Genomic DNA, 21,961 nt, shown 5'->3' on the forward strand with positions numbered 1-21,961 from the left:
GTCAGAAGGGGTAGGCGGGCAGGTCGCCGCGGACGGTGACCCACTGCGTCTCGGTGAACGCCTCGATGTTGGCCTGCGGCCCGCCGTGCCGGGAGCCGGTGCCCGAGGCGCCGACGCCACCGAAGGGCGCCACCGCCTCGTCGTTGACCGTCTGGTCGTTGACGTGCACCAGGCCGCTGGGTATCCGCTCGGCCAGCTCGAGGCCGGCGTAGACGTCGCGGGTGAGGATGCCCAGGCTCAGGCCGTACTCGGTGCCGGCGGCGAGCGCGGCGACCTCGTCGAGGCTGGAGAACGGCGTCACCGGGGCCACCGGGCCGAAGATCTCCTCCTGGTAGGCCGGGTGGTCGACGGCGACGCCGCCGAGCACCGTCGGCCGGTAGAACAGCCCCTCGTAGGTGCCGCCGGTGCGGACCGTGGCGCCCCTCTCGACGCTGGCGGTGACCAGCCCGTGCACCCGGTCCCGCTGGCCGGCGTCGATGAGCGGGCCGAGCGCGACCTGGTCGCGGAACGGGTCGCCGACCGGCAGCTTCTCCACCTTCTCGGTCAGCACCGCCGTGTACTCCTCGGCGATCGACTCGTGCACCAGGTGCCGGCTGGTGGCCATGCAGATCTGGCCCTGGTGGGCGAACGTGCCCCAGGCGCCCACGCTGGCCGCGGCGGTCACGTCGACGTCGGGCAGCACGATCAGCGCGGAGTTGCCGCCGAGCTCGAGGTGCGCCCGCTTGAGGTGCTGGCCGGCCAGCGCGCCCACGATGCGGCCGGCCCTCGTGGAGCCGGTGAAGGCGATGACCCGCACCTGCGGGACGGTGACCAACGCCTCGCCGACGTCGGCACCCCCGGGCAGCACCTGGAACACCCCGGCCGGCAGCCCGGCCTCCTCGAAGACGCGCGCGAACACCGCACCGCCGGAGATCGCGGTGCGCGGGTCGGGCTTGAGGACGACGGCGTTGCCCAGTGCCAGCGCCGGGGCGATCGCGCGGATGGCCAGGATGGTGGGCACGTTGAACGGCGCGATGACGCCGACGACGCCGGCCGGCACGCGGCGGGCGAAGCTCAGCCGTGGCGAGCCGGTGCGCAGCAGCTCCCCGTACGGGTGGCTGGGCAGCGCCGAGGCCTCGTAGCACTCCTGCGCGCTGGTGTGGACCTGGAAGTCGCCGAACGGCTGGATCGCGCCGGACTCGCGCGCCAGCCAGCCCTTGATCTCGTCGGCGTTGTCCTCGAGCACCTGCCCGGCCCGGCGCAGCACGCGGGCGCGCTCCTCGAACGGCGCCGCAGCCCACGCGCGCTGCGCCTCCGCCGCCCGCTCGGCGGCCGCCTGCACGTCCTCCGGGGTCGCCTTGCCCACCGGCGCGATGACGTCGCCGGTGGCCGGCTCCACCGCGTCGTAGGTGCCGCCGGCACCGTCGGTCCAGCTGCCGGTCCAGATCCGGCCCTGCCACGCGCCGTCGTCCAGGAGTGCCACGTCGTCCCTCTCGTCGGAGTCCCTGTGGCGATCCTCGTCCAGGGCGTTCCCGGGCGCCGCACAAGGGGTGGTCCCGACCTGGGGACAGGTCTTCGACCTGCGGATACTCGACGACCTCGACCCCGCCGGTCCCGAACCCGACCCCACCGAGGGCCGCTCGTCGAGCGGTGGTGCGGCACGCCGACGGGTCCCGCACCTCCTCCGGCTCCCTGGACGCCGTCGGCGGGGAGAGGTCCGCCGTCACACTCGAGTCCTCCACGCAGGCCGACCGCCCGGCCGGGGACGAACGCAGCCGCGCCCAGCGCCCTGGCCGCGGGCAGCCTGCCCACGCTGCGGACGGTCGAGCCGCACGTCGCGGCCCGCATCGACCTCGACGACCTCGACGACCTCGCCGATCCCGCCACCTGGTGGACCGACGTCCACCACCTCGTCCACTGGATCGACGGCGGCCAGACCTCGCTGCAGAACCCAGCCCTGCTGTGCGAACGCCACCACACCCAGGTCCACCACGGCTTCCGCGTCGAACGACGACCCGACGGCACCTGGCACACCTGGCACACCTGGCGACCCGACGGCACCGAGATCACCACCCCGGCACCACTGCTGGTGCCCGCGGCCTGAGCAGTCGAGCGGCCACGGTCCGGAAGCGCCGCGCCGCGTCGACCGGCCGGCGCGGCGGCACAGCCGGGATCGGTCCAGGATGCCGCGGGCCTCGACCTAGCGTCCTGCGGCATGGGCGACGGGGACACGTACTGGGACGGTGTGCGCCGTCGGATCGTCCTCGCCGTCCTCGTCGGCCTGGGTGCCGCCGCGCTCCTGTACTGGCTGGACGACGACGTCAGCGCGACGGTCCTCGTCGGCCTGGTGACCTCGCTCAGCGTCGCGCTGGTGCCCAGCCCCCGGGAGCCCGCCGAGCGCGGGTGAGCCCGGCTCAGCCGGCGCGCAGCTCGTCGAGGATCGGCCCGGCGACCTTGAAGGCGTGGTTGGCGGCCGGCACCCCCGCGTAGACGGCGGCGTGCTGGATCACCTCACCGATCTGCGCGTCGCTCAGGCCGTTGTGCACGGCGGCGCGCACGTGCAGCGCGAACTCGTCCCAGTGCCGCAGCGCGATGCAGATCGACAACGTGGCGATGCTGCGCTCGCGGCGCTCCAGGCCGGGCCGCTGCCACACGTCGCCCCACGCCACGCGGGTGATGAAGTCCTGGAACCCCGCGGTGAACGGCGTCGTGTTCGCCACCGCCCGGTCCACCCACGCGTCGCCGAGCACCTCGCGGCGGGTGCGCATGCCGGCCTCGCGGCGCCCGTCGTCGGTGGAGAGGCCGGAGGTCGGGTCCTCGCTCACGCGTGGCTCCCCGCGGCGTCGAGGTGGGCCAGCAGCGCCCCGGTGACCTCCAGCGGCCGCTCCAGGTTGGGCAGGTGCGCGCCCGGGCTGATCGACACCAGGGTCGCCCCCGGGATCCCGTCGGCGATCAGCTGCTGGTGCGGCGGCGGCAGGGCCGGGTCGTCGGCTCCCGAGACCACCAGCGTCCGCGCGGAGATCCGCGCCAGGTCCTCGCGGGCGTCGAAGGAGCCCACCGCCTCGCAGCAGGACGCGTACCCCTCGTCGTCGGCGCCGGCGATCATCGACTCCAGTCGGGCCACGAGGTCCGGGTGTGCCGCCGCGTACGCCGGCGTCAGCCACCGCCCCACGATCGCCGGCGCCAGGGGCGCGGTCCCGCCCGAGCGGGCCTGCACCGCCCGGTCGAGGAACCCCTGCGGGTCGGGTTTGGCCGAGGTGGCCAGCAGGACCAGGCGGCCCACCCGCGAGGGCTCGCGCGCGGCCAGCCGCATCGCCGTCATCCCGCCCAGCGACAGCCCCGCCACGTGCGCCGTCCGCACGCCGAGCCGGTCGAGCAGCGCGAGGACGTCGTCGACCAGGTCGTCCACCGTGTACGGCCCGGGCGGCGCCGGCGACTCCCCGTGCCCGCGGGTGTCGTAGGTGACCACCCGGTAGCGCTCGGCCAGTGCCGGCACCTGCGGGTCCCACATCCCGCGGGTCGCGCCCAGCGAGTTGGACAGGACGACGACCGGTGCGCCGGCCGGCCCGTCCTCGGTGTAGCCGACCTCGACCGCCGTCACGGTGCCCCTTCCACCAGCTGCTCGTGCTCGGCCAGCGCCGCGTCCACCTGCGCGCCGGCCTCCCCCGGGTCCGGAACGGCCGCGCCGAGCACCGCGGCGACGTCGACGTCGGTCCGGGTGGCGACCACCTCGGCCAGCGACCGGCCGGTGTCGCGGGCGTGCCGCGTCGCCTCCGCGGCCGCGTCGTGCGCGGCACCCCGCCCGAGCGAGGGCGTCAGCGCCTCGGCCAGCGCGCCGGCCAGCGACCCCTCGCCCGCCGCGGCCACCGTGGCCGCCATCCGGCTCACCTCGGGACGCAGCCCCCGCAGGCTCTCGGCCAGCCACGCCGCCGCGGCGCCCACCGTCGTCAGCAGGTCGGTCAGCGTGGGCCACTCGCTGTGCCACGCCCCGGCCGCCCGCTCGTGCTCCTGCTCCATGGCGCCCAGCAGCGTGGCCACCAGCCCCGGCGCCCGGCGGGCGCAGGCCCGCGCCGAGATCGCCGCGACCGGGTTGCGCTTGTGCGGCATCGCCGACGACCCGCCGCGCCCACCACCAGCGGGCCCCTCGCCCACCTCGGCCGCCTCGGCCACCTCCGTCTGCGCCAGCAGCACCACGTCGACGGCGACCGTCGCCACCACCCCCGCGGCCGCGCCCAGTGCGCCGGCGAGGTCGGCCACCGGCAGCCGCACGGTGGACCACGGGACGGCGGGCGACACCAGCCCCAGGTCGGCGGCCAGCGCCCCGCGTACCGCCACCCCGGCACCCGACGACGCCGCCAGCGTGCCGACCGCGCCGGCGTACTGCACCGGCAGCGAGGCGACCACCTCGGCCAGGCGCAGCCGCGCGCCGTCGAGACCCGTCATCCAGGTGGCCGCCTTGAGGCCGAACGTCGTGGGCAGCGCCTGCTGCATCAGCGTGCGGCCCATGACGAGGTCGTCGCGGTGGGTCCGCGCCAGCGCGGCGCAGACGTCGGCCGCAGCCGCGAGGTCGGCGTCGACCTCCGCCACCGCCCGCCGGGCCAGCAGCACCAGCGCGGTGTCGACGACGTCCTGGCTGGTGGCGCCCACGTGCACGGCGACGGCGTCGCGCTCGCCCACCGCGTCCTGCAGCGCCCGCACCAGCGGCGGCACCGGGTTTCCCGCGTCGGCGGCCCGGGCGACGACGGTCGCGAGGTCCAGCCGCGACGGGTCGGCGCAGGCCGCCGCCACCGCGTCCGCCGCCGTCGCGGGCACCAGGCCCACCGCGGCCGCCGCGCGGGCCAGCGCCGCCTCGACCTCCAGCAGCGCGCGGAACCAGGCGTCGTCGGAGACGGCCGCCGCCGCACCGCCACGGGCGAAGGTGCCGGCGAACAGACCTGTCACGTCGTCCTTCCTACCGGCGGCCGGAGCTGCGCGCTCGGACGGCGGCGCACTCAGACGGCGAAGAAGACCGTCTCGCGGTCCCCCTGCAGGTGCACGTCGAAGCGGTAGCCGTCGTCGGTGGGCGTGGCCAGCAGCGTCTCGCGGCGGTCCTCCGGCAGCCCCCGCAGGACGACGTCCTCGGCGTTGGCCTCCGGCTCGTCGGCGAAGTAGACGCGGGTGACCACGCGGTCGAGCAGGCCGCGGGCGAAGACGGAGACGTCCACGTGCGGCGCCTGCAGGCCGCCCTCGCCGTCGGGCACCCGGCCCGGCTTGAGGGTGAACACCTCGAACTCGCCGGTGAGCGTCTCGGCACGGGCGTACCCGCGGAAGCCGGGGTAGGTCGACGCGCCGCGCGGGTCCTCCGGCGAGGGGAAGCCGCCGTCCGGGTCGGCCTGCCAGGTCTCCACCATCGCGTCGGGGACGACGTCGCCGTTGCCGTCGAACACGCGGCCGCGGATCCAGATGCCGCCCTCGGTGCCCTCGGCCGCGGCCCAGATGCCGTCGGCCCAGGTCAGGCCGATGGCCAGGTACGGCCCGACGGTCGCGCTCGGGGTCGTGCCCAGCCGCAGCGGCCCGCTGAGGAAGCCGCTGCCGCGCTGCCCGGACCGTGGCTGGAAGGGGGCCGCCGGGTCCGGCGGCACGTCCAGCGGGTCAGCCGTCATCACGCCGTTCCTCCCACGCGATCCCGCGCCTCGGTCCGCTCCTCGCTCGTTCCTCGCTGCGATGCTCCCTCGGCCGTCCTCATGCCACGTCTCCGTCGTCCTCGGTCTCGAAGGGGGTCTGGTCCGCGCCGCGCAGGACGACGTCCCACTCGAAGGCGAGCGCCCAGTTGTCCTGGGTCCGCTCGAGGGAGTACCGGCTCACCGCCCGGTGGCGGGCCACCGGCGGGATGGCGTTGTAGATCGGGTCCTGGCCGAACAGCGGGTCGTCCGGGAAGTACATCTGCGTGACCAGGCGCTGGGTGAAGGCCCGGCCGAACAGGCTGAAGTGGATGTGCGCCGGCCGCCAGGCGTTGTGGTGGTTGCCCCACGGGTACGCGCCGGGCTTGATCGTCAGGAACTCGTAGCGGCCCAGGCTGTCGGTGACCACCCTGCCCAGCCCGTCGAAGTGCGGGTCCAGCGGCGCCGGCCAGTTGTCCACCACGTGCCGGTACCGCCCCGAGGCGTTGGCCTGCCACACCTCCACCAGCGCACCCGGCACCGGGCGGCCGTCGCTGTCGAGCACCCGCCCGTGGACGAGGATCCGCTGGCCGATCGCCTCGCCGCCGTTGCGCCACGTCAGGTCGGCGTCGGTCGGCAGCACCCGGTCCTCGCCGAGCACCGGGCCGGTGACCTCGGTGAGCCGGTGCGGCAGGTCCACCGGCGTGCGCAGCGGCGCCCGGAGCGCGGTGCTGCGGTACTCGGGGAAGGCGAGCGGCGTCCGGGTGGCGGCCTCCTCGCGGACGTAGCGCGGCAGGTGCAGACCCGGCGCGGGCGCCGCGGGTGTGGTCCCGGTCATGGCGGCAAGCTACGGGCGCCGTCGTCGCGCCCCAAGCGGTCGGTTCCGCTGGGCGGAAGGACGTCAGTGTGCGTCGGCGAGCGAGGCGAGGTGGGCGTGCACCAGCGTCACCGCCAGCGCCCCCTCCCCCACCGCCGAGGCCACCCGCTTGACCGAGCCCTGCCGCACGTCGCCGGCCGCGAACACCCCCGGCGTCGACGTCTCCAGCAGCACCGGCGGCCGGTCCAGCGGCCACGCCGGCGCCACGTCCTCGCCGGTGAGCGCGGCCCCGGTCAGCAGGAAACCCCACCGGTCGCGGGCCAGCGTGCCGGCCAGCCAGTCGGTGCGCGGCTCGCTGCCGATCATCACGAAGAGCATCCCGGGCTCCTCGGTCTGCGCGCCGGTGTCGAGGTCGCGCAGGACGACGGTCTCCAGGACGTCGCTGCCGCGCCCGCCGGCCACCTGGACGCGGTAGCGGATCTCGACCCGCGGCAGCGCCACCAGCTCGCGGATGAGGTAGTCCGACATCGTCTCGGTCAGGGACGACCGGCGGACCAGCAGCGTCACCTGCTCGGCGTAGCGGGAGAGGTACACCGCCGCCTGCCCGGCCGAGTTCCCCCCGCCGACGACGAAGACGTGCCGGCCGGCCATCGCCGGGGCCTCGCTGACCGCCGCGCCGTAGAAGACGCCGCGCCCGGTGAACGCCTCCAGCTCCGGCACGCCGATCCGCCGCCAGGCCGCACCCGTGGCGACCACCACGGTCCGCGCCCGCACCGCCGAGCCGTCGCCGAGCACGACCCGGTGCAGGCCGTCCTCGGTGGACAGCGAGGCGGCGGTGCGCATGAAGGAGAACCGGGTGCCGAACGCCCACGCCTGCTGGTAGGCCGAGAACGCCAGCCGGCTGCCGCTGACGCCGGTGGGGAACCCGAGGTAGTTGCGGATCAGCGAGCTGGTACCGGCCTGCCCGCCCACCGCCTCGCACTCCAGCTGCAGGGTGTCCAGGCCCTCGGAGGCGGCGTACACGCTCGCGCCGAGCCCCGCGGGCCCGGCACCCACCACGACGACGTCGTGCACGGCGTCGGGGTCCAGCGGGTCGAACAGGCCGAACGCCTCGGCCACCTCCAGGTCCGACGGCGCCTGCAGCACCGTCTGCTCGGGCTTGAACCGGACGACGACCACCGGCAGCCGGGGCCGGTCGAGGCCGAGGTCCTCGAGCAGCGCGCGCCCGCCGGGTGTGCCGGCCTCGTAGAAGCCGAGCGGGATGCGGTTGCGGGTCAGCTGGTCGCGCAGGTGCTGGGCGTGCGGGTCCCAGCGGTCGCCGACGATCCGGACCGCCTCGAACCCGCCGTCCTGCCGGGAGGACCACTCGTCGAGCACCTCGGTGACCGACCGGTGGAACTCCTCGTCGGCGCGGCCCTGCGGGGCGTACACCCAGCGGTCGAGCTGGCCCACGGTGATCGCCTCGAAGATCGGCCGGGCGGTCGCGAAGTCCCCCCACCGGACCAGCGCCACCGCCGTCGCGCCGGGATGCGCGGCGTGACAGCTGCGCAGCACGTCCAACCCGTCGGGGTCGCCCTCGCCGAGCGCGCCGAACAGGACGGCGACGAGGGGGTCGCCCGCCCCCCGCAGCGCCGCCCCGACCTCGCCGGGGCCGGTGCCGGCGACGACCCGGTAGTCGCTGCCGTAGCGGCGCTCGAGCTCGCGGGTGGTGGCGGTCCGCATGCCGTCGTCCCGGGCGACGACGACCAGCGCGGTGCCGCTCTCGGGCTGGTCCTGGGCGTGGTGCACGACGGTCTCCGAGTGCGCGCGTCCCCGTGCGGCGCCATGCAACCACCGCCGCGGGGGCACTGTCACCGGGTACCGGGACGCCGCCACCGTCCCTAGACTCCGCGACGTCGACGACCCGGACGGGCGGTGCGCCCGTCGACGGGCGGGAGGTGCACGTGAGCGCACCGGCGAGGGCGCCCGGGTCCCCTCCGGCGACGATCGCCACCCCCGACCGGCGGCTGCGCGTGTTCGTCTCCTCCACGCTCGAGGAGCTGGCCGCCGAGCGCCGCGCGGTCCGCGACGCGGTCGCCCGGCTGCGGCTGACCCCGGTCATGTTCGAGCTCGGTGCGCGCCCGCACCCGCCGCGGGACCTCTACCGCGCCTACCTCGCGCAGAGCGAGGTCTTCGTCGGCATCTACGGCGATCGCTACGGCTGGGTCGGCCCGGACATGGAGGTCTCGGGCCTGGAGGACGAGATCGACCTGTCGGCGGGCCTGCCGCGGCTGCTCTACGTCCGGACACCCGCACCCGACCGCGATCCCCGGCTGACCCGGCTGCTGGAGCGGGTGCAGGCCGAGGGCGGGGTGTCCACCACCCCCTACCGCGACCCGGCCGAGCTCGCCGAGCGGGTCGCCGACGACCTCGCCGTGCTGCTCAGCGAGCGCTTCGCCCGGCCGGCCGCCGCCCCGCCCGGGCTGGCGGCCGGGTGGCTGCCGACGCCGCCCACGCCGATGGTCGACCGCACCGCGGAGCTGGCCACCGTCACCGGCCTGCTGGGCGACCCGGCCGTGCGGCTGGTGGTGCTCACCGGCCCGGGCGGCATCGGCAAGACCCGGCTGGCGCTGGCCGCGGCCGCGGCGGTCGAACCGGAGCGCGACGGGACGTGGTTCGTCGACCTCGCCGCCGTCCGCGACCCCGCCGACGTCCCCGCGGCCGTCGCCGAGGCGGTCGGGGTGTCCGCCGAGGGCAGCCGCCCCCTGCTGGAGCAGGTGGCCGACCGGCTGGCCGGCCGGTCGGCTCTGGTCGTCGTCGACAACCTCGAGCAGGTGGCCGCGGCCGCGCCGGACCTGGCGGTCCTGCTGGCCCGCTGCCCGAGGACCCAGCTGCTCGCGACCAGCCGCACCGTGCTGCGGCTGCGCGGCGAGCACGACGTCCCGATCGAGCCGCTCGGGACCCCGGACCCCGGCGGGGACGGCGCCGCCGACGCGCCCGCGGTGCAGCTGTTCGTGGCCCGCGCCCGGCAGGCCGATCCCGCGTTCCGGCTCACCGAGGCCACGGCCGGCCCGGTGGCCGAGCTGGTCCGCCGGCTCGACGGCCTGCCCCTGGCGGTGGAGCTGGCCGCGGCCCGCGTGCGCACGCTGCCCCCGCGGCTGCTGCTCGCGCGCCTGGACCGCGCGCTCGACCTCGGTGACCCCGACGTCGACGTGCCCGACCGCCAGCGCACGCTGCGGACCACGATCGCCTGGAGCCACGACCTGCTCGACGAGGACGGCCGGGCGCTCCTGGCCCGGCTGTCGGTGTGCGCCGACGGCTGCACGCTCGACACCGCCGAGGCCGTGGGTGCCGACGGCGGGGACCTCGACGTGCTGGAGACGCTGTCGGCGCTGGTCGGGCACAGCCTGGTGACCCCGACCGACACCGGCGACGGCGAGCCGCGCTTCCGCATGCTCGAACTGGTGCGCGCGTTCGCCGCCGAGCGGCTGCGCGAGCGCGGCGAGGAGGAGGCCACCCGGATCCGGTGGGCGCAGCACCTGGCGGAGCTGGGTGCCGAGGCCGGCGCCGGGCTGGCCGGCCCGGCGGCCCGGTTGTGGCGGACCCGCCTCGACGCCGAGACCGTCGACCTGCGGGCCGCGCTGCGCTGGGCGGTGGCCACCGACCGGGCCGAACTGGCGGTGCGGCTGACCGCGCCACTGGTCCGCTGGTGGTGGGCGCGCGGGCTGCTGCCGGACATGGCCGCCCTCGCCGAGCAGACCGCGACGCTGCCGTCGGCCACCGAGCTCCCGACCGACCTGGCGGGCCGGCTGACCTGGGCGCGGGCCGCCCTGCGCATCGCCGTCGGCTCCCCCGACCGGGCCGTCCCCCTGCTCGACGGCGTGGTCGACGAGGCGCGGCGGCGGGACGACGCGTGGCTGCTGGGCCACGCCCTCGGCGCGCGGGCGATGACGCTGACGCCGGGCGACCCCGACGTCCCCCGGCTGCTCGACGAGGGCCTGGCGCACCTGCGGCGCAGCGGGGACGGCTGGTCGGTCGCCTTCAGCGGCATGCTGCGCGGGGCGGTGGCGCTGGCCGGCGGGGACCTCGCCGCCGCCGAGCGGGTGGCCGGTGAGGCGCGCGACCTGGCCGCCGCGGCCGCCGACGACCAGCTCGCCGCGCTGCTCACCGACTCCCTCGCCCTCGCCGCGCTGCTGGCCGGCGACCTGCCGCGCACCCGCACCCGGCTGCAGGAGGCCGCCGCCCTCCACCGGCGCACCCGCGACCTGGAGGGCGTGGCGTCCTGCCTGGAGGTGATCGCCGCGCTGGCGCTCGCCGAGGACCGGAACGCCGCGGCCGCCCGGTTCGCCGGCGCGGCCGACGCCGCCCGCGCGGGCCTGGGGGTGGCGCGCTGGTCGCCGAACCAGACGCTGGCCGACCGGCTCCGCGCGGCGCTGCGGGCCGCGATGGGCGACGACGCGGAGCGGCGGGCGCGGGCGGCGGGCGCGGCGCTCGGCCCCTGGGCGGCGCTGGACGAGGCGCTGGAGCAGGCGCCGGCCTGATCAGACGGCGGCCGTCTCCGGGTACTGCGACGGGTACTGCGACAGCGGCGCGGTGCCCGGGTGCGCCACGGTGAACCGCCCGAACCCCGCGTCGCGCCCGGGATGGATGGCGGCGGGTGGATCGGCGGGCCCGAGCGGCCGGCCGGCCGGCAGCGTGCTGCGGTGCTCCACGGACCGGAAGGCGGTCAGCGGCGCCGGGGACAGCCCGAGCCGGCGCAGCGCGTCGGCTCCCGGGGAGTCGCCCAGGACGAGGGATCCCGCGCCGGGGCCGGGGCGGGCCTGCCAGCGGGCGAGCACCGGGGTCGTCGTCTCCAGCAGCCGGCCGTCGCGCACCGACCACAGCCGCCGCGACCGGGTGCCGCGCAGCGCCGGACCCCCGGCGGACACGGTGTGGACCAGCACCTCGGCGCCGTCCTCCGCCACCCGCACGCGCTGGCCGCCGGGGGCGTCGAGGAAGTCCATGTCGGCCAGCCACTTCGGCAGCCCCCACTCGGTGCGGCCGAGGTCGCGGGCCTCGCGGGAGGTCACCGGCAGCTGCAGCACGAAGCCGCCCGTCGCCGGCCGGCCTCCTCCGCGCGCCGCCGGCCCGGCCAGGACCCCGGCGGTCACGCCGACCTCGCCGTAGGGCGCCAGCCGGCGCGTGCCGCCGTCGGTGCCGGTCCAGGTGACCGTGCGGTACCGGATGGCGTGCACCGCCACCAGCGTGCGGCCGCCGGGCACGGGCAGCGGCCGCAGCAGGGGGTGGCCCCGGTCACGGGGCAGCAGCGCGGCCACCGCCTCGGCCGAGGCGAGGTGGTAGGAGCAGGCGACCACCGTGTCGTGGTAGGCCAGCGGCAGCCGCACGGGCTCGGACATACCCACCCCCTCCGGGTCCGGTCCAGTCCAGCGGCCCGGGGACCGCCGCGGGAGGGTCCGAGGTCCCTGGCGCTTCCGCTGGGTGGGAGCATGTCCGCATGGCCGGTGGCGCGACGGAGCGGGGACGGTCGGTGACCTCGCGCGCGCTGGCCGTCCTCGACGCCTTCGACGCCAACGCGCCGCGGCTGACCCTCACCGAGATCGCCGAGCGGTCGGGCACCCCGCTCACCACCGCGCACCGGCTGCTGGCCGAGCTCACCGACTGGGGAGCGCTGGCCCGCCGCCCCGACGGCCGCTACGAGATCGGCCGTCGGCTCTGGGACCTCGGCCTGCTGGCCCCCGTCTCGCTGGAGCTGCGCCAGGTGGCCTCCCCGTTCCTGCTCGACGTGCACACCGCCACCCGCGACACCGTCCACCTCGCCGTCCGCGACGGGCTCTCGGCGCTCTACGTCGAGCGCATCTCCGGCCGCGAGTCGGTCACGGTGGTCAGCCAGGTCGGCAGCCGGCTGCCGCTGCACGCCACCGGCGTCGGCAAGGTGCTGCTGGCCGCGGCGCCCGACGACGTCGTCGCCGAGGCCCTGGCCGCGCCCGCCCGCGCCACGCGGCACACCGTCGTCGACCCCGCCCGGCTGCGGCGCGAGCTCACCGAGGTGCGCCGCCGGGGCTGGGCGCGCACCGCGGAGGAGATGTCGCTGGGCACGCTCTCGGTCGCGGTCCCGGTGCGGGTCGAGCGGGGAGGGAGCACCGTCGTCGCCGCGGCGCTCGGGATCGTCGTCCCCAGCCACCGGCGCGACCTCCCCCGCATGGTGCCCGTGCTGGAGGTCGCCGCCCGCGGCATCGGGCGGGCGCTGGCCCGCGCGGCGCACTTCCGCTGAACGGGAGGCCGCGGTGTCGCCGGGCGCGGAACCGGGGTCACACTCGGCCGCATGCGCACCCAGGTGGGGATCGTCGGTGCCGGCCCGGCAGGCCTGCTGCTGTCACGGCTGCTGGCCCTGCGGGGCATCGACTCGGTGGTGGTGGAGAACCGCTCGCGGGACTACGTCGAGGCGCGCATCCGCGCCGGCATCCTCGAGCAGGGCACCGTCGACGTGCTCACCGAGGCCGGCCTGGGCGACCGCCTGCACCGCGAGGGCCTGGAGCACCGTGGCGTGTACCTGCAGTACCCCGGCGTGCGCCACCAGCTGGACTTCCCCGCGCTGTGCGGCCGCCGGGTGTGGGTCTACGGGCAGACCGAGGTGGTCAAGGACCTCGTCTCCGCTCAGCTCGCCGGCGGCCCGCCGCTGCACTTCGACGTCTCCGACGTCGCGATCGAGGACGTCGACACCGACAGCCCGCGCATCCGGTTCACCGACGCCGAGGGCACCCCGCAGGTGCTCGAGTGCGACGTCGTGGCCGGCACCGACGGCTTCCACGGCCCGTCGCGGGCCGTCGTCGCCGGGGGCGCGGCCGGGCAGCAGCTGTGGGAGCGCACCTACCCCTTCGCGTGGCTGGGCATCCTGGCCGACGCCGCCCCGGCCACCGACGAGCTGATCTACGCCTGGCACCCGGACGGTTTCGCGCTCTACTCGATGCGCTCGCCGTCGGTGTCGCGGCTGTACCTGCAGGTCGACCCGTCGGAGCGGATCGAGGACTGGTCCGACGACCGCATCTGGGAGGGCCTGGCCACCCGGTTCGCGCACGAGGGCTGGGAGATCAGCACCGGTACGGTCACCGAGAAGTCGATCCTGCCGATGCGGTCGTTCGTCAGCGCCCCGATGCGCCGCGGCCGGCTGTTCCTCGCCGGCGACGCCGCGCACATCGTGCCGCCCACCGGCGCCAAGGGCCTCAACCTCGCCGTCGCCGACGTCGTCCTGCTCTCCCGCGCGCTGGTGCGGCTGCTGCAGGACAAGGAGACCGACCTGGTCGACGCCTACTCCGACACGGCGCTGGCGCGGGTCTGGCGGGCCACCCACTTCTCCTGGTGGATGACCTCGATGCTGCACACCACCGGCGACCCGTTCGACGCCGAGCTGCAGCTGTCGCAGCTGCGCCGCGTGTGCAGCTCGGAGGCCGCCGCCCGCGAGCTGGCGGAGAACTACACGGGCCTGCCGTTCAGCTGAGCAGCTCCGCCACCCGCTCGGCGGTGCCGGGCGCCAGCGGCAGGTGCGGCAGCACGCGCGGGACCTCCTCGGGCTCGAGGCCCTGCCCGAGCAGGGCGGCCACCAGCGCCCGGGCCTCGGCCGGCGGCACCGGGGAGGGCAGGCCGGCCTCCCGGAGGGCGGCCAGCGCCAGGAACAGCGCCCCGGCCAGCCCCTCGTCCGGCTCGGGCTCCGCGGGCGCCGGCGTGGCCGCGGCGCGGGTGGCGACCTCGGCTGCGCGGACCAGCGACAGCGGCAGCCCCTCGGACTCGACCGCCAGCAGCGGGGTGCGGCCCAGCGCCGCGAGCACCAGGTGCTCGGCCTCCAGGCGCAGCGGCTCCTCCCACTCACCGGCGCGGACGACGTCGGCCGGCTCGGCGTCGGCCGGGTCCTCGCCCAGGTCGTCGAGCAGCTCGGCCCACTGTCCCGGCCGGGTGCGGCGGGCGCGCTCGGCGGCCAGCAGGCAGGTCTCGTGGACGAAGGGCTCGAGGACCTCGCGGTCGAAGCGGTCGGCGACGACGGTGCCGTCGGCGTCGACGGCGTTCAGCGCGTCCTGGAAGCTGCCCGGGCGGGCGTCACCGAGCTCGATGCGGCCGTCCTCCTCGCCGGACAGCGCCTGACCGGTGGCGGCGCGGTCGCCGACCGTGGAGCCGGTGGCCACCAGCCGCCCGCGCAGCCGCAGGTGGTGCGGCCGGTCGGACAGGCCCACGCTCCACGCGCAGGCCTCGGCGATCAGCGCCGCGCGGCGCTCGCGGAGGACCTCCCGGCCCAGCAGGCCGAACCAGTCGACGTCGAAGCCGCCGTGCACGGAGCCGTCGTGCACGGAGCCGTCGCCCAGGGGGCCGTCGTACCCGGAGCCGTCGTCCACGCTGCCCCCGCTACCCCAGCGGGCCGCGGACCAGTGCCTCGACGGTGGCCCGCGGTCCCGCGGCCCGCAGCGAGTCCAGCGCCGCCCGGTAGGCGGCGGTGAACCGCGGCTGCCCGGCCAGGTCGCCGAACAGCTCGCGGTCGGCCAGCGGCGCGAGCGGGTCCTCGCGGGAGCGGTGCGCCGCGCTGCGGAGCCGGTCGCGGCGGGCGTCGACCGGGCCCCCGTCCGGGTCGCGCTGGAGCGCGTGCACCCACGCGGCGACGACGGCCGCGGAGCGCCGCACCTCACCGCCGGCGGCCAGGTTGGCGCGCAGCACGGGGAACAGGAACTGCGGCAGCCGGTCGGAGGCGTACTCGACGAGCCGGGCGAGCGTGTCGCCCACGTGCGGGTTGCCGAAGCGGGTGACCACCGCCGCCCGGTACGCGGCGAGGTCGGTGCCGGGCACCGGCGGCAGCGTCGGCGTCCCCTCCTCCTCCAGGTAGCCGACGAGGAACTCCCGCAGCAGGGGGTCGCCGGTGGCCTCGTGCACGTACGTGTGCCCGGCGAGCAGGCCGAGGTGGCCGAGCACCTGGTGGCCGGCGTTGAGCAGCCGCAGCTTGAGCAGCTCGTACGGGACGACGTCGCCGACCACCTGCACGCCGACGTCCTCCAGCGCGGGCCGCCCGGCCGGGAAGGCGTCCTCGAGCACCCACTGGGTCCACGGCTCGCACACCACCGGCCACCGGTCCTCGACGCCGAAGCGCCGGGCGAGGTCGGCCCGGTCGGCGTCGGTGGTGACCGGGGTGATCCGGTCGACCATGGACGACGGGAACGGCACCTCCCGGGCCACCCACTCCCCCAGCGCGTCGTCGCGCAGCCCGGCGAAGGCGGCGAAGCTGTGCCGGGCCAGCGCGCCGTTGCCCGGCACGTTGTCGCAGGAGGCGACGGCGAAGGGGGCCAGCCCCCGCGCCCGGCGGCGCACCAGCGCCTCGGTGACCAGGCCGAACACGGTGGCCGGCGCCGCCCCGGGCCGCAGGTCGGCCAGCACCGCGGGCGCCGTCGCGTCGAACTCCCCCGTGGCGGCCGAGGCGTTGTAGCCGCCCTCGGTCACCGTCAGCGTGACGATCCGCGTGCCGGCGGCCGCGAGCGCCTCGACGACGGCGTCCGGGTCCTCCGGTGCGAGCCGGTAGTCCACCAGCGAGCCGACCACCCGGGCGGTGCGGTGCCCGTCGGGGTGCTTCTCCACCAGCGTGTACAGGCGGTCCTGCGCCGCCATCACCTCGGCCATCCGCCGGTCGCCGGGCAGCACGCCGACGCCGCAGATCCCCCACCCGTCCGAGCCGCCGGCCTCCAGCAGCCGGTCGAGGTAGAGCGCCTGGTGCGCCCGGTGGAAGCCGCCGACCCCCAGGTGGACGACGCCGGGCCGGACCGCGGCGCGGTCGTAGCGCGGCGTCCCCACCGACGCCGGCAGGGCGCCGAGCGTGGCGGCGGTCAGCCGGGTCATCGGCGCTCCTCGGGTGCGGGGACGGGATCCCTCCCTACCCCGCCCGCGGGGGCACCGGCACCCGCTGCAGGTCGGCGGCGACGACGAGGTCGCCGCCGAACTCCGCCCGCGCCTCGTCCTCGAAGGCACGCGGGTCGGCGTAGCGCTGCGAGAAGTGGGTGAGCACCAGCGTCCGCACGCCGGCCTCCGCGGCGACCCGGGCGGCCTGCCGGGCGGTGAGGTGGCCGTACCGCTCCGCCAGCGCCGCGTCGGCGGACAGGAACGTCGACTCCACGACCAGCAGGTCGGCGCCGTCGGCCAGCGCGGGGACGCCGTCGCACATCCGGGTGTCCATGACGAAGGCGAACCGCTGGCCGGGCCGGGGCGCGCCGACCTCGGCGAGCCGCACCGTCCGGTCGCCCGCCCGCAGCTCGCCCTCGCGCTGCAGCCGGCCGACGTCGGGCCCGGAGACGCCGGCCGCGGCGAGCCGGTCGGGCAGCATCCGCACGCCGTCGGGCTCGGTGAGCCGGTAGCCGAAGGACTCGACCGGGTGGCTCAGGCGGCGGGCCTCGAACAGGCCGGCGGGGTCCTCGGCCAGCGGCCCGTCGGCCGCCACCGGCTCCTCGCGGATCTCGGCGAGGTCGGCGAACGGCGTGGCGTGCCGCAGCCGGTCGAAGAAGACCTGCCCCGACGCCGGGTAGTGCGCCACCACCGGGTGCGCGACGCCGTCCAGCGACATCCGCTGCACCACCCCGGGCAGGCCCAGGCAGTGGTCGCCGTGGAAGTGGCTCAGCAGGATCCGGTGCACGGCACTGCTCGGGACGCCGGCCAGGAGCAGCTGCTGCTGGGTGCCCTCGCCGGGGTCGAACAGGAAGCCGCGACCGTCCCACCGCAGCAGGTAGCCGTTGTGGTTGCGGGTGCGGGTGGGCGCCTGGCTGGCCGTGCCCAGCACCACCAGCTCCCGCGCCGCCACCGCCGGGACGCTACGGGGTCAGCCGAAGAGGTCGGACAGGAAGGACTCCTTGCGCTTCTTGCCGTGCGAGCCGTAGGACCCGTGGGACGACGAGTGCGACGACGACGGGTGCGACGAGCCGCGCACCGCGCCGAGCACCTCGTTCACGACGGCGCCGAGCCCCGCGCCGCCGGCGGCCGGGTACTGGGCCCCGTGCTGCTGGGGTGCGCCGTACTGCTGTGGTGCGCCGTGCTGCTGGGACGGCTGGTGGGCGGCCTGGCCTCCGGAGTGCCGGCCACCGGCCTGCGCGGCCGACGGGGCGCCGTGCCAGGAGTTCTCGGCGTCGACCAGCCGCTCGAGCTCCCCGCGGTCGAGGAAGATCCCCCGGCACTCGGTGCACTGGTCGACGTGGACGCCGTTGCGCTCGTAGGTGCGCATCGCGCCCTGGCACTTGGGACAGACGAGATCCATGCCGCACGGTACGACGCCGCGGATCCACCTGGAGAGCGCGACCGCGTGCCAGGGTGCCCGCCCGTGACGACAGAGCGCACCGTGACCCTCCGGTTCGGCACGGCCGCCCGGGAGAGCGCCACCCACACGAACCTCTCGGCCATCCGCAGCGACGGGCCGGTGCTCTGGGTCGCCGGGGACGAGACCGCGACGATCGAGCGGCTGGTGGCCGACGACCCCGCCGACCCCACCTGCTACGGCGACCAGACCAGCTCCTCCCTCGCCGACCTGGTGCCCCTGCCCGGCGGGCGCGGCCCGGGGATCGAGGAGGAGGCCGACATCGAGGGCCTGGCCCGCACCGGCGACGCGCTGTGGGCGGTCGGGTCGCACAGCCTGCGGCGGCGCCGCATCCGCGACGAGCACGACGGGGACCGTGCGCTGCGCCGCCTGGCGAGGGTGACCGGCCAGCCGCGCCGGCAGGTGCTGGTGCGCATCCCGGTGGTCGACGTCGACGGGCTGCCCACCCTGGTGGAGGACGACGGCACCCGCTGCGCCGCCGTCTTCGGCGCCCGCGGCCGGGACCTGCGCGACCTGCTGGCCGACGACGAGCACCTGGCGCCGTTCCTGCCCATCCCCGGCAAGGACAACGGCCTCGACGTCGAGGGCATCGCGGTCTCCGGCGAGCGCGTCTACCTCGGCCTGCGCGGGCCGGTGCTGCGCGGCTGGGCGGTGGTGCTCGAGCTGCGGCCCGAGGTCGACCGGCGCGACCCCGCGCGGCTGCGCCTGCGGGAGTTCCCCGACGGCCGCCGCTACCGCAAGCACGTGCTGCGGCTGGCCGGCCTCGGCGTGCGCGACCTGTGCCCGCAGGGCGGGGACCTGCTCGTGCTGGCCGGGCCGACGATGGACCTCGACGGGCCGGTGTACGTCTACCGCTGGCACGGTGCGTGCGCGGCGGAGGGGCCGACCGTCGTGCGCGGGGACCTGCTCACCCGCGAGCTGGCCCTGCCCTTCGGTGACGGCGACGACCACGCCGAGGGCATCGGCCTGCTCGGCCCGGCGGAGGACGGCCGGCTGATGGTCGTCTACGACAGCCCGGCACCGGGGCGGCTCACCGATGACGGCGGCGTGCTCGCCGACGTCGTCCGGCTGCCCCGACCCCGCGCCTCGAGGGCTCAGCGCACCTCGACCGGCCGGGCGGCGACCAGCCCGGCCGCCCCCAGGCCCAGACCCAGGGCGAGCAGGAGCAGCAGCGGCCCCGTCCAGCCGCCGGTGGCCTCCGACAGCGCACCGACGACGACCGGGCCGAGGGCACCGACGCCGTAGCCGACCAGCTGGCTCATGCCCGAGAGCCGGGCGGCTCCGGCCCCGTCGGCGGCCCGCAGCACCACGAGGGTGACCGCGAACGCGATCCCCGCCCCCTGCGCCAGCCCGCCGACCACCGCCCACGCCGGCCACGCGCCGGGCAGCACGAGCAGCCCGGCGACCGGCACGGTCCACAGCGCGGCCACCCCGAGCGCCAGCCCGGCCTGCCCCGGCCGGCGGGCGAGGACGGCGGGCACCAGCAGGCTCCCGGCGATGCCGAGCACCTGGTACACCGACGCGGCCAGCGAGCCGGTGGCCGCGTCGGTGCCGGCGCGGTCGGCCAGCAGGGTGGGCAGCCACGCGGTGAGCGTGAAGTACAGCGTGGAGTGCAGGGCCTGCACCGCGCTGACCGCCCAGGCCACCGGTGACCGCCACGGGGAGCCGCCGGACGGCGCGGCCGCCGGGGCCGGTCCCGGGGCCGCATCCCGGGCGGCCGCCGCCCGCACCACCGCGACCCACACCCCCGCCGCGACGACGGCCAGCACCCCCTCCGCGGCCAGCGCGCCCCGCCAGCCGAGCACGGCCGCCAGCGGCGCGGTGAACGCGGCGCCGGCCGCGGCGCCGGCCACCAGCGCGGCGGTGTAGAGGCCGGTCACCGTGCCGGCCCGCTGTCCGAAGCCCTTGGCGACGGCCGGCAGCAGCACGTTGCCCACCGTCATCGCGGCACCGGTGAGGAAGGTGCCGGCCAGCAGCACCGGCGAGCCGTCGAGGACCCGCAGCCCCTGCGCCCCCGCGAGCAGGAGCATCGACCCGAGGACGGCGGCCCCGGGACCCACCCGGCGGCCGAGGGCGGCGCACGCCGGGGCGAGCAGCGCGAAGCACAGCACCGGCAGGGTGGTCAGCAGCCCGGCGGCCGCCGCCGAGAGGCCGACGTCGGCCCGGACGTCGTCGAGCACGGGGCCGACGGCGGCGATCCCGGCACGGAGGTTGAGCGCGGTCAGCAGGACGGCGGCCAGCAGCAGCCGGCCACCGGGCGGGACGGCCGGCACGGGGCCATCCTGCTCCGCCCGCGCCCGTGCCGGCCGCACCCGGGGGCCGGTGGCGATCGTGAAACACCGGGGGCTACTGTCCCAGCCGTCCGTGGGCCGGGTCACATCGTCGTGGCGGGCCGGGAACGCTGGAGGACTCGTGCATCCATCTCCACCCCGCCGGCTGCGCCGGACCCTGCTCGCCCTCGGCGCCGGGGTCGCCCTCACCGCGGGCGTGCTGGCGACCGCCGGCCCCGCTGCCGCGGCTCCCGGTGGCAACGGCGGGGGTCCCGCCCACGGGGCGCAGGCTCCCGAGGTGGTCGACACCGCCGACGGCGAGGTACGCGGTGAGGCCGTCGACCGCGCCTACCGGGTCTTCGAGGGCATCCCGTTCGCCGCTCCGCCGGTCGGCGACCTGCGCTTCCGGCCGCCGGCACCGGTACAGCCGTGGCACGGCGTCCGCGACGCGACGCGGCCGGGCAGCCCCTGCCCGCAGGTGTCGAGCCTGACCAACCCCACCTCGTCGACGACCGAGGACTGCCTCTACCTCAACGTGACCACCCCGGCCGGCCTCGACGCCGCGCGCTCGGACCTCCCGGTCATGGTGTGGATCCACGGCGGCTCCTGGCGGACCGGCAGCGGTGACCGCTACGACGCGAGCAAGCTGGCGCTCGAGGGCGACGTCGTCGTCGTGACGGTCAACTACCGGCTCGGCCCGTTCGGCTTCCTCGCCCAGGACGACCTCTCCGCCGCCGTCGGCCCCGAAGGGTCCGGCAGTGCGGGCCTGCTCGACCAGCAGGCGGCGCTGCGCTGGGTGGAGCGCAACATCGAGGCCTTCGGCGGCGACGAGCGCAACGTGACGATCTTCGGCGAGTCGGCCGGCGCGTCCTCGGTGTGTGCCCAGCTGGCCTCGCCCACCGCCCGCGGCCTGTTCGACAAGGCCATCGCGCAGAGCTACAGCTGCACCACCGAGTACGCGACGCTCGACGAGGCGGAGGCGGTCGGTGAGGGCGTGGCGACCACGGTCGGGTGCACCGGCGACGGGCCGGCGGTCGTCGACTGCCTGGAGGGTGCCGACGTCGCCGCGCTGCTCGCCGCGTGGCCGGCGGGCGGCGGCTCGTTCGTCGTCGGCGGCTCGTCCCTGCCGGTCCAGCCGGCCGACGCGATCGCCTCGGGCAACTGGAACCGCGTGCCGGTCGTCCACGGCAACCTGCAGGACGAGAACACGCTGTTCACCCCGCTGAGCATCCCGTCGGCCGAGCTGCCGAGGGTCCTGGACCCGAGGAACCACGACGCGATCCTGGCCGAGCGGTTCGGCGCGGCCGCGGCGGCGGTCGCCCAGCGGTACCCGCTCGCGGAGTACGGCTCGCCGCTGCGCGTGCTGGCCGCCGTCGCCAGCGACACCGGCAGCGCGCTGTCGACCTGCGAACACGTGGACGCCCACGGGACGCTGGAGCGGACCACGCCGGTGTGGGCGTACCAGTTCCGCGACCAGGGGGCGGACCCGCTGCTCGAGTTCTCGGGACCGCCGTTCTCGTTCCCCCAGTCCCTCTACCCCGAGGGTGCCCAGCACGCCGGTGAGCTGCCCTACCTGTTCCCCGGCCTGTTCGGCGACGGGCTGACCGCCGAGCAGCAGGACCTGGCGACGACGATGGTCCGGTACTGGACGGGCTTCGCCGCCACCGGTGACCCGAACGGGTACGGGGTGCCGGCCTGGCACCGCTACTCCGACCCGTCCGACGTCCAGGGCCTGGACGTCGCCTCGGCCGGCGGGGTCGGTCCGGTCGACGTCGCCGCGGAGGCCCACTGCGCGTTCTGGGACACGTTCCCGGGCGCCTGAGCAGCACCCCGCGCCCCGGGCGGCGGCAGGGCCGCTGCCGCCGCCGGGGCCCGGGCACGTCCGTCCTCCCCGCGCCGTCCGAGCCGGATCTACTGCCCGGTAACAGATGTGGGATCGTCGGGGAACACGTCG

At 77.0% G+C, this 21,961-nt stretch carries 19 protein-coding genes and 1 pseudogene; 6 read left to right on the forward strand and 14 right to left on the reverse strand.

Going from position 1 to position 21,961, the window contains the following annotated elements:
* Position 1: 1 nt before the first annotated feature.
* Positions 2–1,462 carry a benzaldehyde dehydrogenase gene (locus tag HLV61_RS20320; RefSeq protein WP_369258719.1) on the reverse strand — a complete coding sequence of 487 codons (1,461 nt, stop codon included), beginning with the start codon at positions 1,460–1,462 and terminating at the stop codon, positions 2–4.
* A gap of 240 nt (positions 1,463–1,702) precedes the next feature.
* Entirely contained in the window at positions 1,703–2,011 is a 309-nt protein-coding gene (locus tag HLV61_RS20325) for a hypothetical protein (protein WP_369258721.1), read from the reverse strand.
* A gap of 183 nt (positions 2,012–2,194) precedes the next feature.
* Here HLV61_RS20325 and HLV61_RS20330 point away from each other — a divergent pair, with 183 nt between their 5' ends.
* Positions 2,195–2,386, forward strand: a complete 192-nt coding sequence (locus tag HLV61_RS20330) for a hypothetical protein (protein WP_369258723.1) — start codon at positions 2,195–2,197, stop codon at positions 2,384–2,386.
* A 7-nt stretch (positions 2,387–2,393) separates the two neighbouring features.
* Here the strand turns inward: HLV61_RS20330 and pcaC are convergent, their stop codons facing one another.
* From pcaC to HLV61_RS20360, 6 genes are all read right to left on the reverse strand, one after another.
* A complete protein-coding gene (pcaC, locus tag HLV61_RS20335) occupies positions 2,394–2,804 on the reverse strand; it encodes a 4-carboxymuconolactone decarboxylase (protein WP_369258725.1) in 411 nt (136 codons plus the stop codon).
* A complete protein-coding gene (pcaD, locus tag HLV61_RS20340) occupies positions 2,801–3,580 on the reverse strand; it encodes a 3-oxoadipate enol-lactonase (RefSeq protein ID WP_369258727.1) in 780 nt (259 codons plus the stop codon). Before pcaD ends, pcaC begins: the two co-directional genes overlap by 4 nt.
* Positions 3,577–4,920 (reverse strand): 3-carboxy-cis,cis-muconate cycloisomerase, encoded by a 1,344-nt coding sequence (gene pcaB / locus HLV61_RS20345; RefSeq protein ID WP_369258728.1) that lies wholly within the window; start codon positions 4,918–4,920, stop codon positions 3,577–3,579. Before pcaB ends, pcaD begins: the two co-directional genes overlap by 4 nt.
* 50 nt (positions 4,921–4,970) lie before the next feature.
* Entirely contained in the window at positions 4,971–5,621 is a 651-nt protein-coding gene (gene pcaG, locus HLV61_RS20350) for a protocatechuate 3,4-dioxygenase subunit alpha (RefSeq protein ID WP_369258730.1), read from the reverse strand.
* A gap of 79 nt (positions 5,622–5,700) precedes the next feature.
* Positions 5,701–6,456, reverse strand: coding sequence for a protocatechuate 3,4-dioxygenase subunit beta (gene pcaH / locus HLV61_RS20355; RefSeq protein WP_369258732.1), 756 nt, complete (start codon positions 6,454–6,456; stop codon positions 5,701–5,703).
* 63 nt (positions 6,457–6,519) lie between these two features.
* Positions 6,520–8,223, reverse strand: coding sequence for an FAD-dependent oxidoreductase (locus HLV61_RS20360; protein WP_369258734.1), 1,704 nt, complete (start codon positions 8,221–8,223; stop codon positions 6,520–6,522).
* A 155-nt stretch (positions 8,224–8,378) separates the two neighbouring features.
* Between HLV61_RS20360 and HLV61_RS20365 the strand changes: the two genes are divergently transcribed.
* Positions 8,379–10,955, forward strand: coding sequence for an ATP-binding protein (locus HLV61_RS20365; protein ID WP_369258736.1), 2,577 nt, complete (start codon positions 8,379–8,381; stop codon positions 10,953–10,955).
* Here HLV61_RS20365 and HLV61_RS20370 read toward each other — a convergent pair whose 3' ends face one another.
* Complete coding sequence (locus HLV61_RS20370) at positions 10,956–11,810, reverse strand: acetoacetate decarboxylase family protein (protein WP_369258738.1); 855 nt, start codon at positions 11,808–11,810, stop codon at positions 10,956–10,958.
* A gap of 98 nt (positions 11,811–11,908) precedes the next feature.
* Here HLV61_RS20370 and HLV61_RS20375 point away from each other — a divergent pair, with 98 nt between their 5' ends.
* The gene (locus tag HLV61_RS20375; protein ID WP_369258740.1) at positions 11,909–12,685 is read left to right on the forward strand and encodes an IclR family transcriptional regulator; all 777 of its coding nucleotides are present in this window, start codon (positions 11,909–11,911) and stop codon (positions 12,683–12,685) included.
* Between the two features lie 51 nt (positions 12,686–12,736).
* Positions 12,737–13,909 (forward strand): 4-hydroxybenzoate 3-monooxygenase, encoded by a 1,173-nt coding sequence (locus HLV61_RS20380; RefSeq protein WP_369258742.1) that lies wholly within the window; start codon positions 12,737–12,739, stop codon positions 13,907–13,909.
* On the opposite strand, the gene HLV61_RS20385 is transcribed toward HLV61_RS20380, so the two are convergent.
* The 4 genes from HLV61_RS20385 to HLV61_RS20400 are packed head-to-tail and all read right to left on the reverse strand — an operon-like array spanning position 13,902 to position 17,680.
* Positions 13,902–14,795 carry a hypothetical protein gene (locus HLV61_RS20385; protein ID WP_369258744.1) on the reverse strand — a complete coding sequence of 298 codons (894 nt, stop codon included), beginning with the start codon at positions 14,793–14,795 and terminating at the stop codon, positions 13,902–13,904. The genes HLV61_RS20380 and HLV61_RS20385 overlap by 8 nt on opposite strands.
* Before the next feature lie 10 nt (positions 14,796–14,805).
* On the reverse strand, positions 14,806–16,278 hold the full coding sequence (locus tag HLV61_RS20390; RefSeq protein WP_369258746.1) for a mannitol dehydrogenase family protein: 1,473 nt from the start codon (positions 16,276–16,278) through the stop codon (positions 14,806–14,808).
* A gap of 34 nt (positions 16,279–16,312) precedes the next feature.
* Entirely contained in the window at positions 16,313–17,230 is a 918-nt protein-coding gene (locus HLV61_RS20395; protein ID WP_369258748.1) for a ribonuclease Z, read from the reverse strand.
* An 18-nt stretch (positions 17,231–17,248) separates the two neighbouring features.
* Positions 17,249–17,680 (reverse strand): zf-TFIIB domain-containing protein, encoded by a 432-nt coding sequence (locus tag HLV61_RS20400; RefSeq protein WP_369258750.1) that lies wholly within the window; start codon positions 17,678–17,680, stop codon positions 17,249–17,251.
* 63 nt (positions 17,681–17,743) lie between these two features.
* Between HLV61_RS20400 and HLV61_RS20405 the strand changes: the two genes are divergently transcribed.
* A complete protein-coding gene (locus HLV61_RS20405; RefSeq protein WP_369258752.1) occupies positions 17,744–18,982 on the forward strand; it encodes a DUF3616 domain-containing protein in 1,239 nt (412 codons plus the stop codon).
* Positions 18,983–19,017: 35 nt separating this feature from the next.
* On the opposite strand, the pseudogene HLV61_RS20410 reads toward HLV61_RS20405, so the two are convergent.
* A pseudogene (locus HLV61_RS20410) lies at positions 19,018–20,217 on the reverse strand (MFS transporter); the annotation flags it as partial.
* On the opposite strand from HLV61_RS20410, the gene HLV61_RS20415 reads away from it, so the two are divergent.
* Positions 20,150–21,829, forward strand: a complete 1,680-nt coding sequence (locus HLV61_RS20415; protein ID WP_369258754.1) for a carboxylesterase/lipase family protein — start codon at positions 20,150–20,152, stop codon at positions 21,827–21,829. The pseudogene HLV61_RS20410 and the gene HLV61_RS20415 sit on opposite strands and share 68 nt — an antisense overlap.
* Positions 21,830–21,961: the final 132 nt, after the last annotated feature.

It is taken from the genome of Geodermatophilus amargosae, assembly GCF_041028265.1.
Classification (GTDB): domain Bacteria; phylum Actinomycetota; class Actinomycetes; order Mycobacteriales; family Geodermatophilaceae; genus Geodermatophilus; species Geodermatophilus amargosae_A.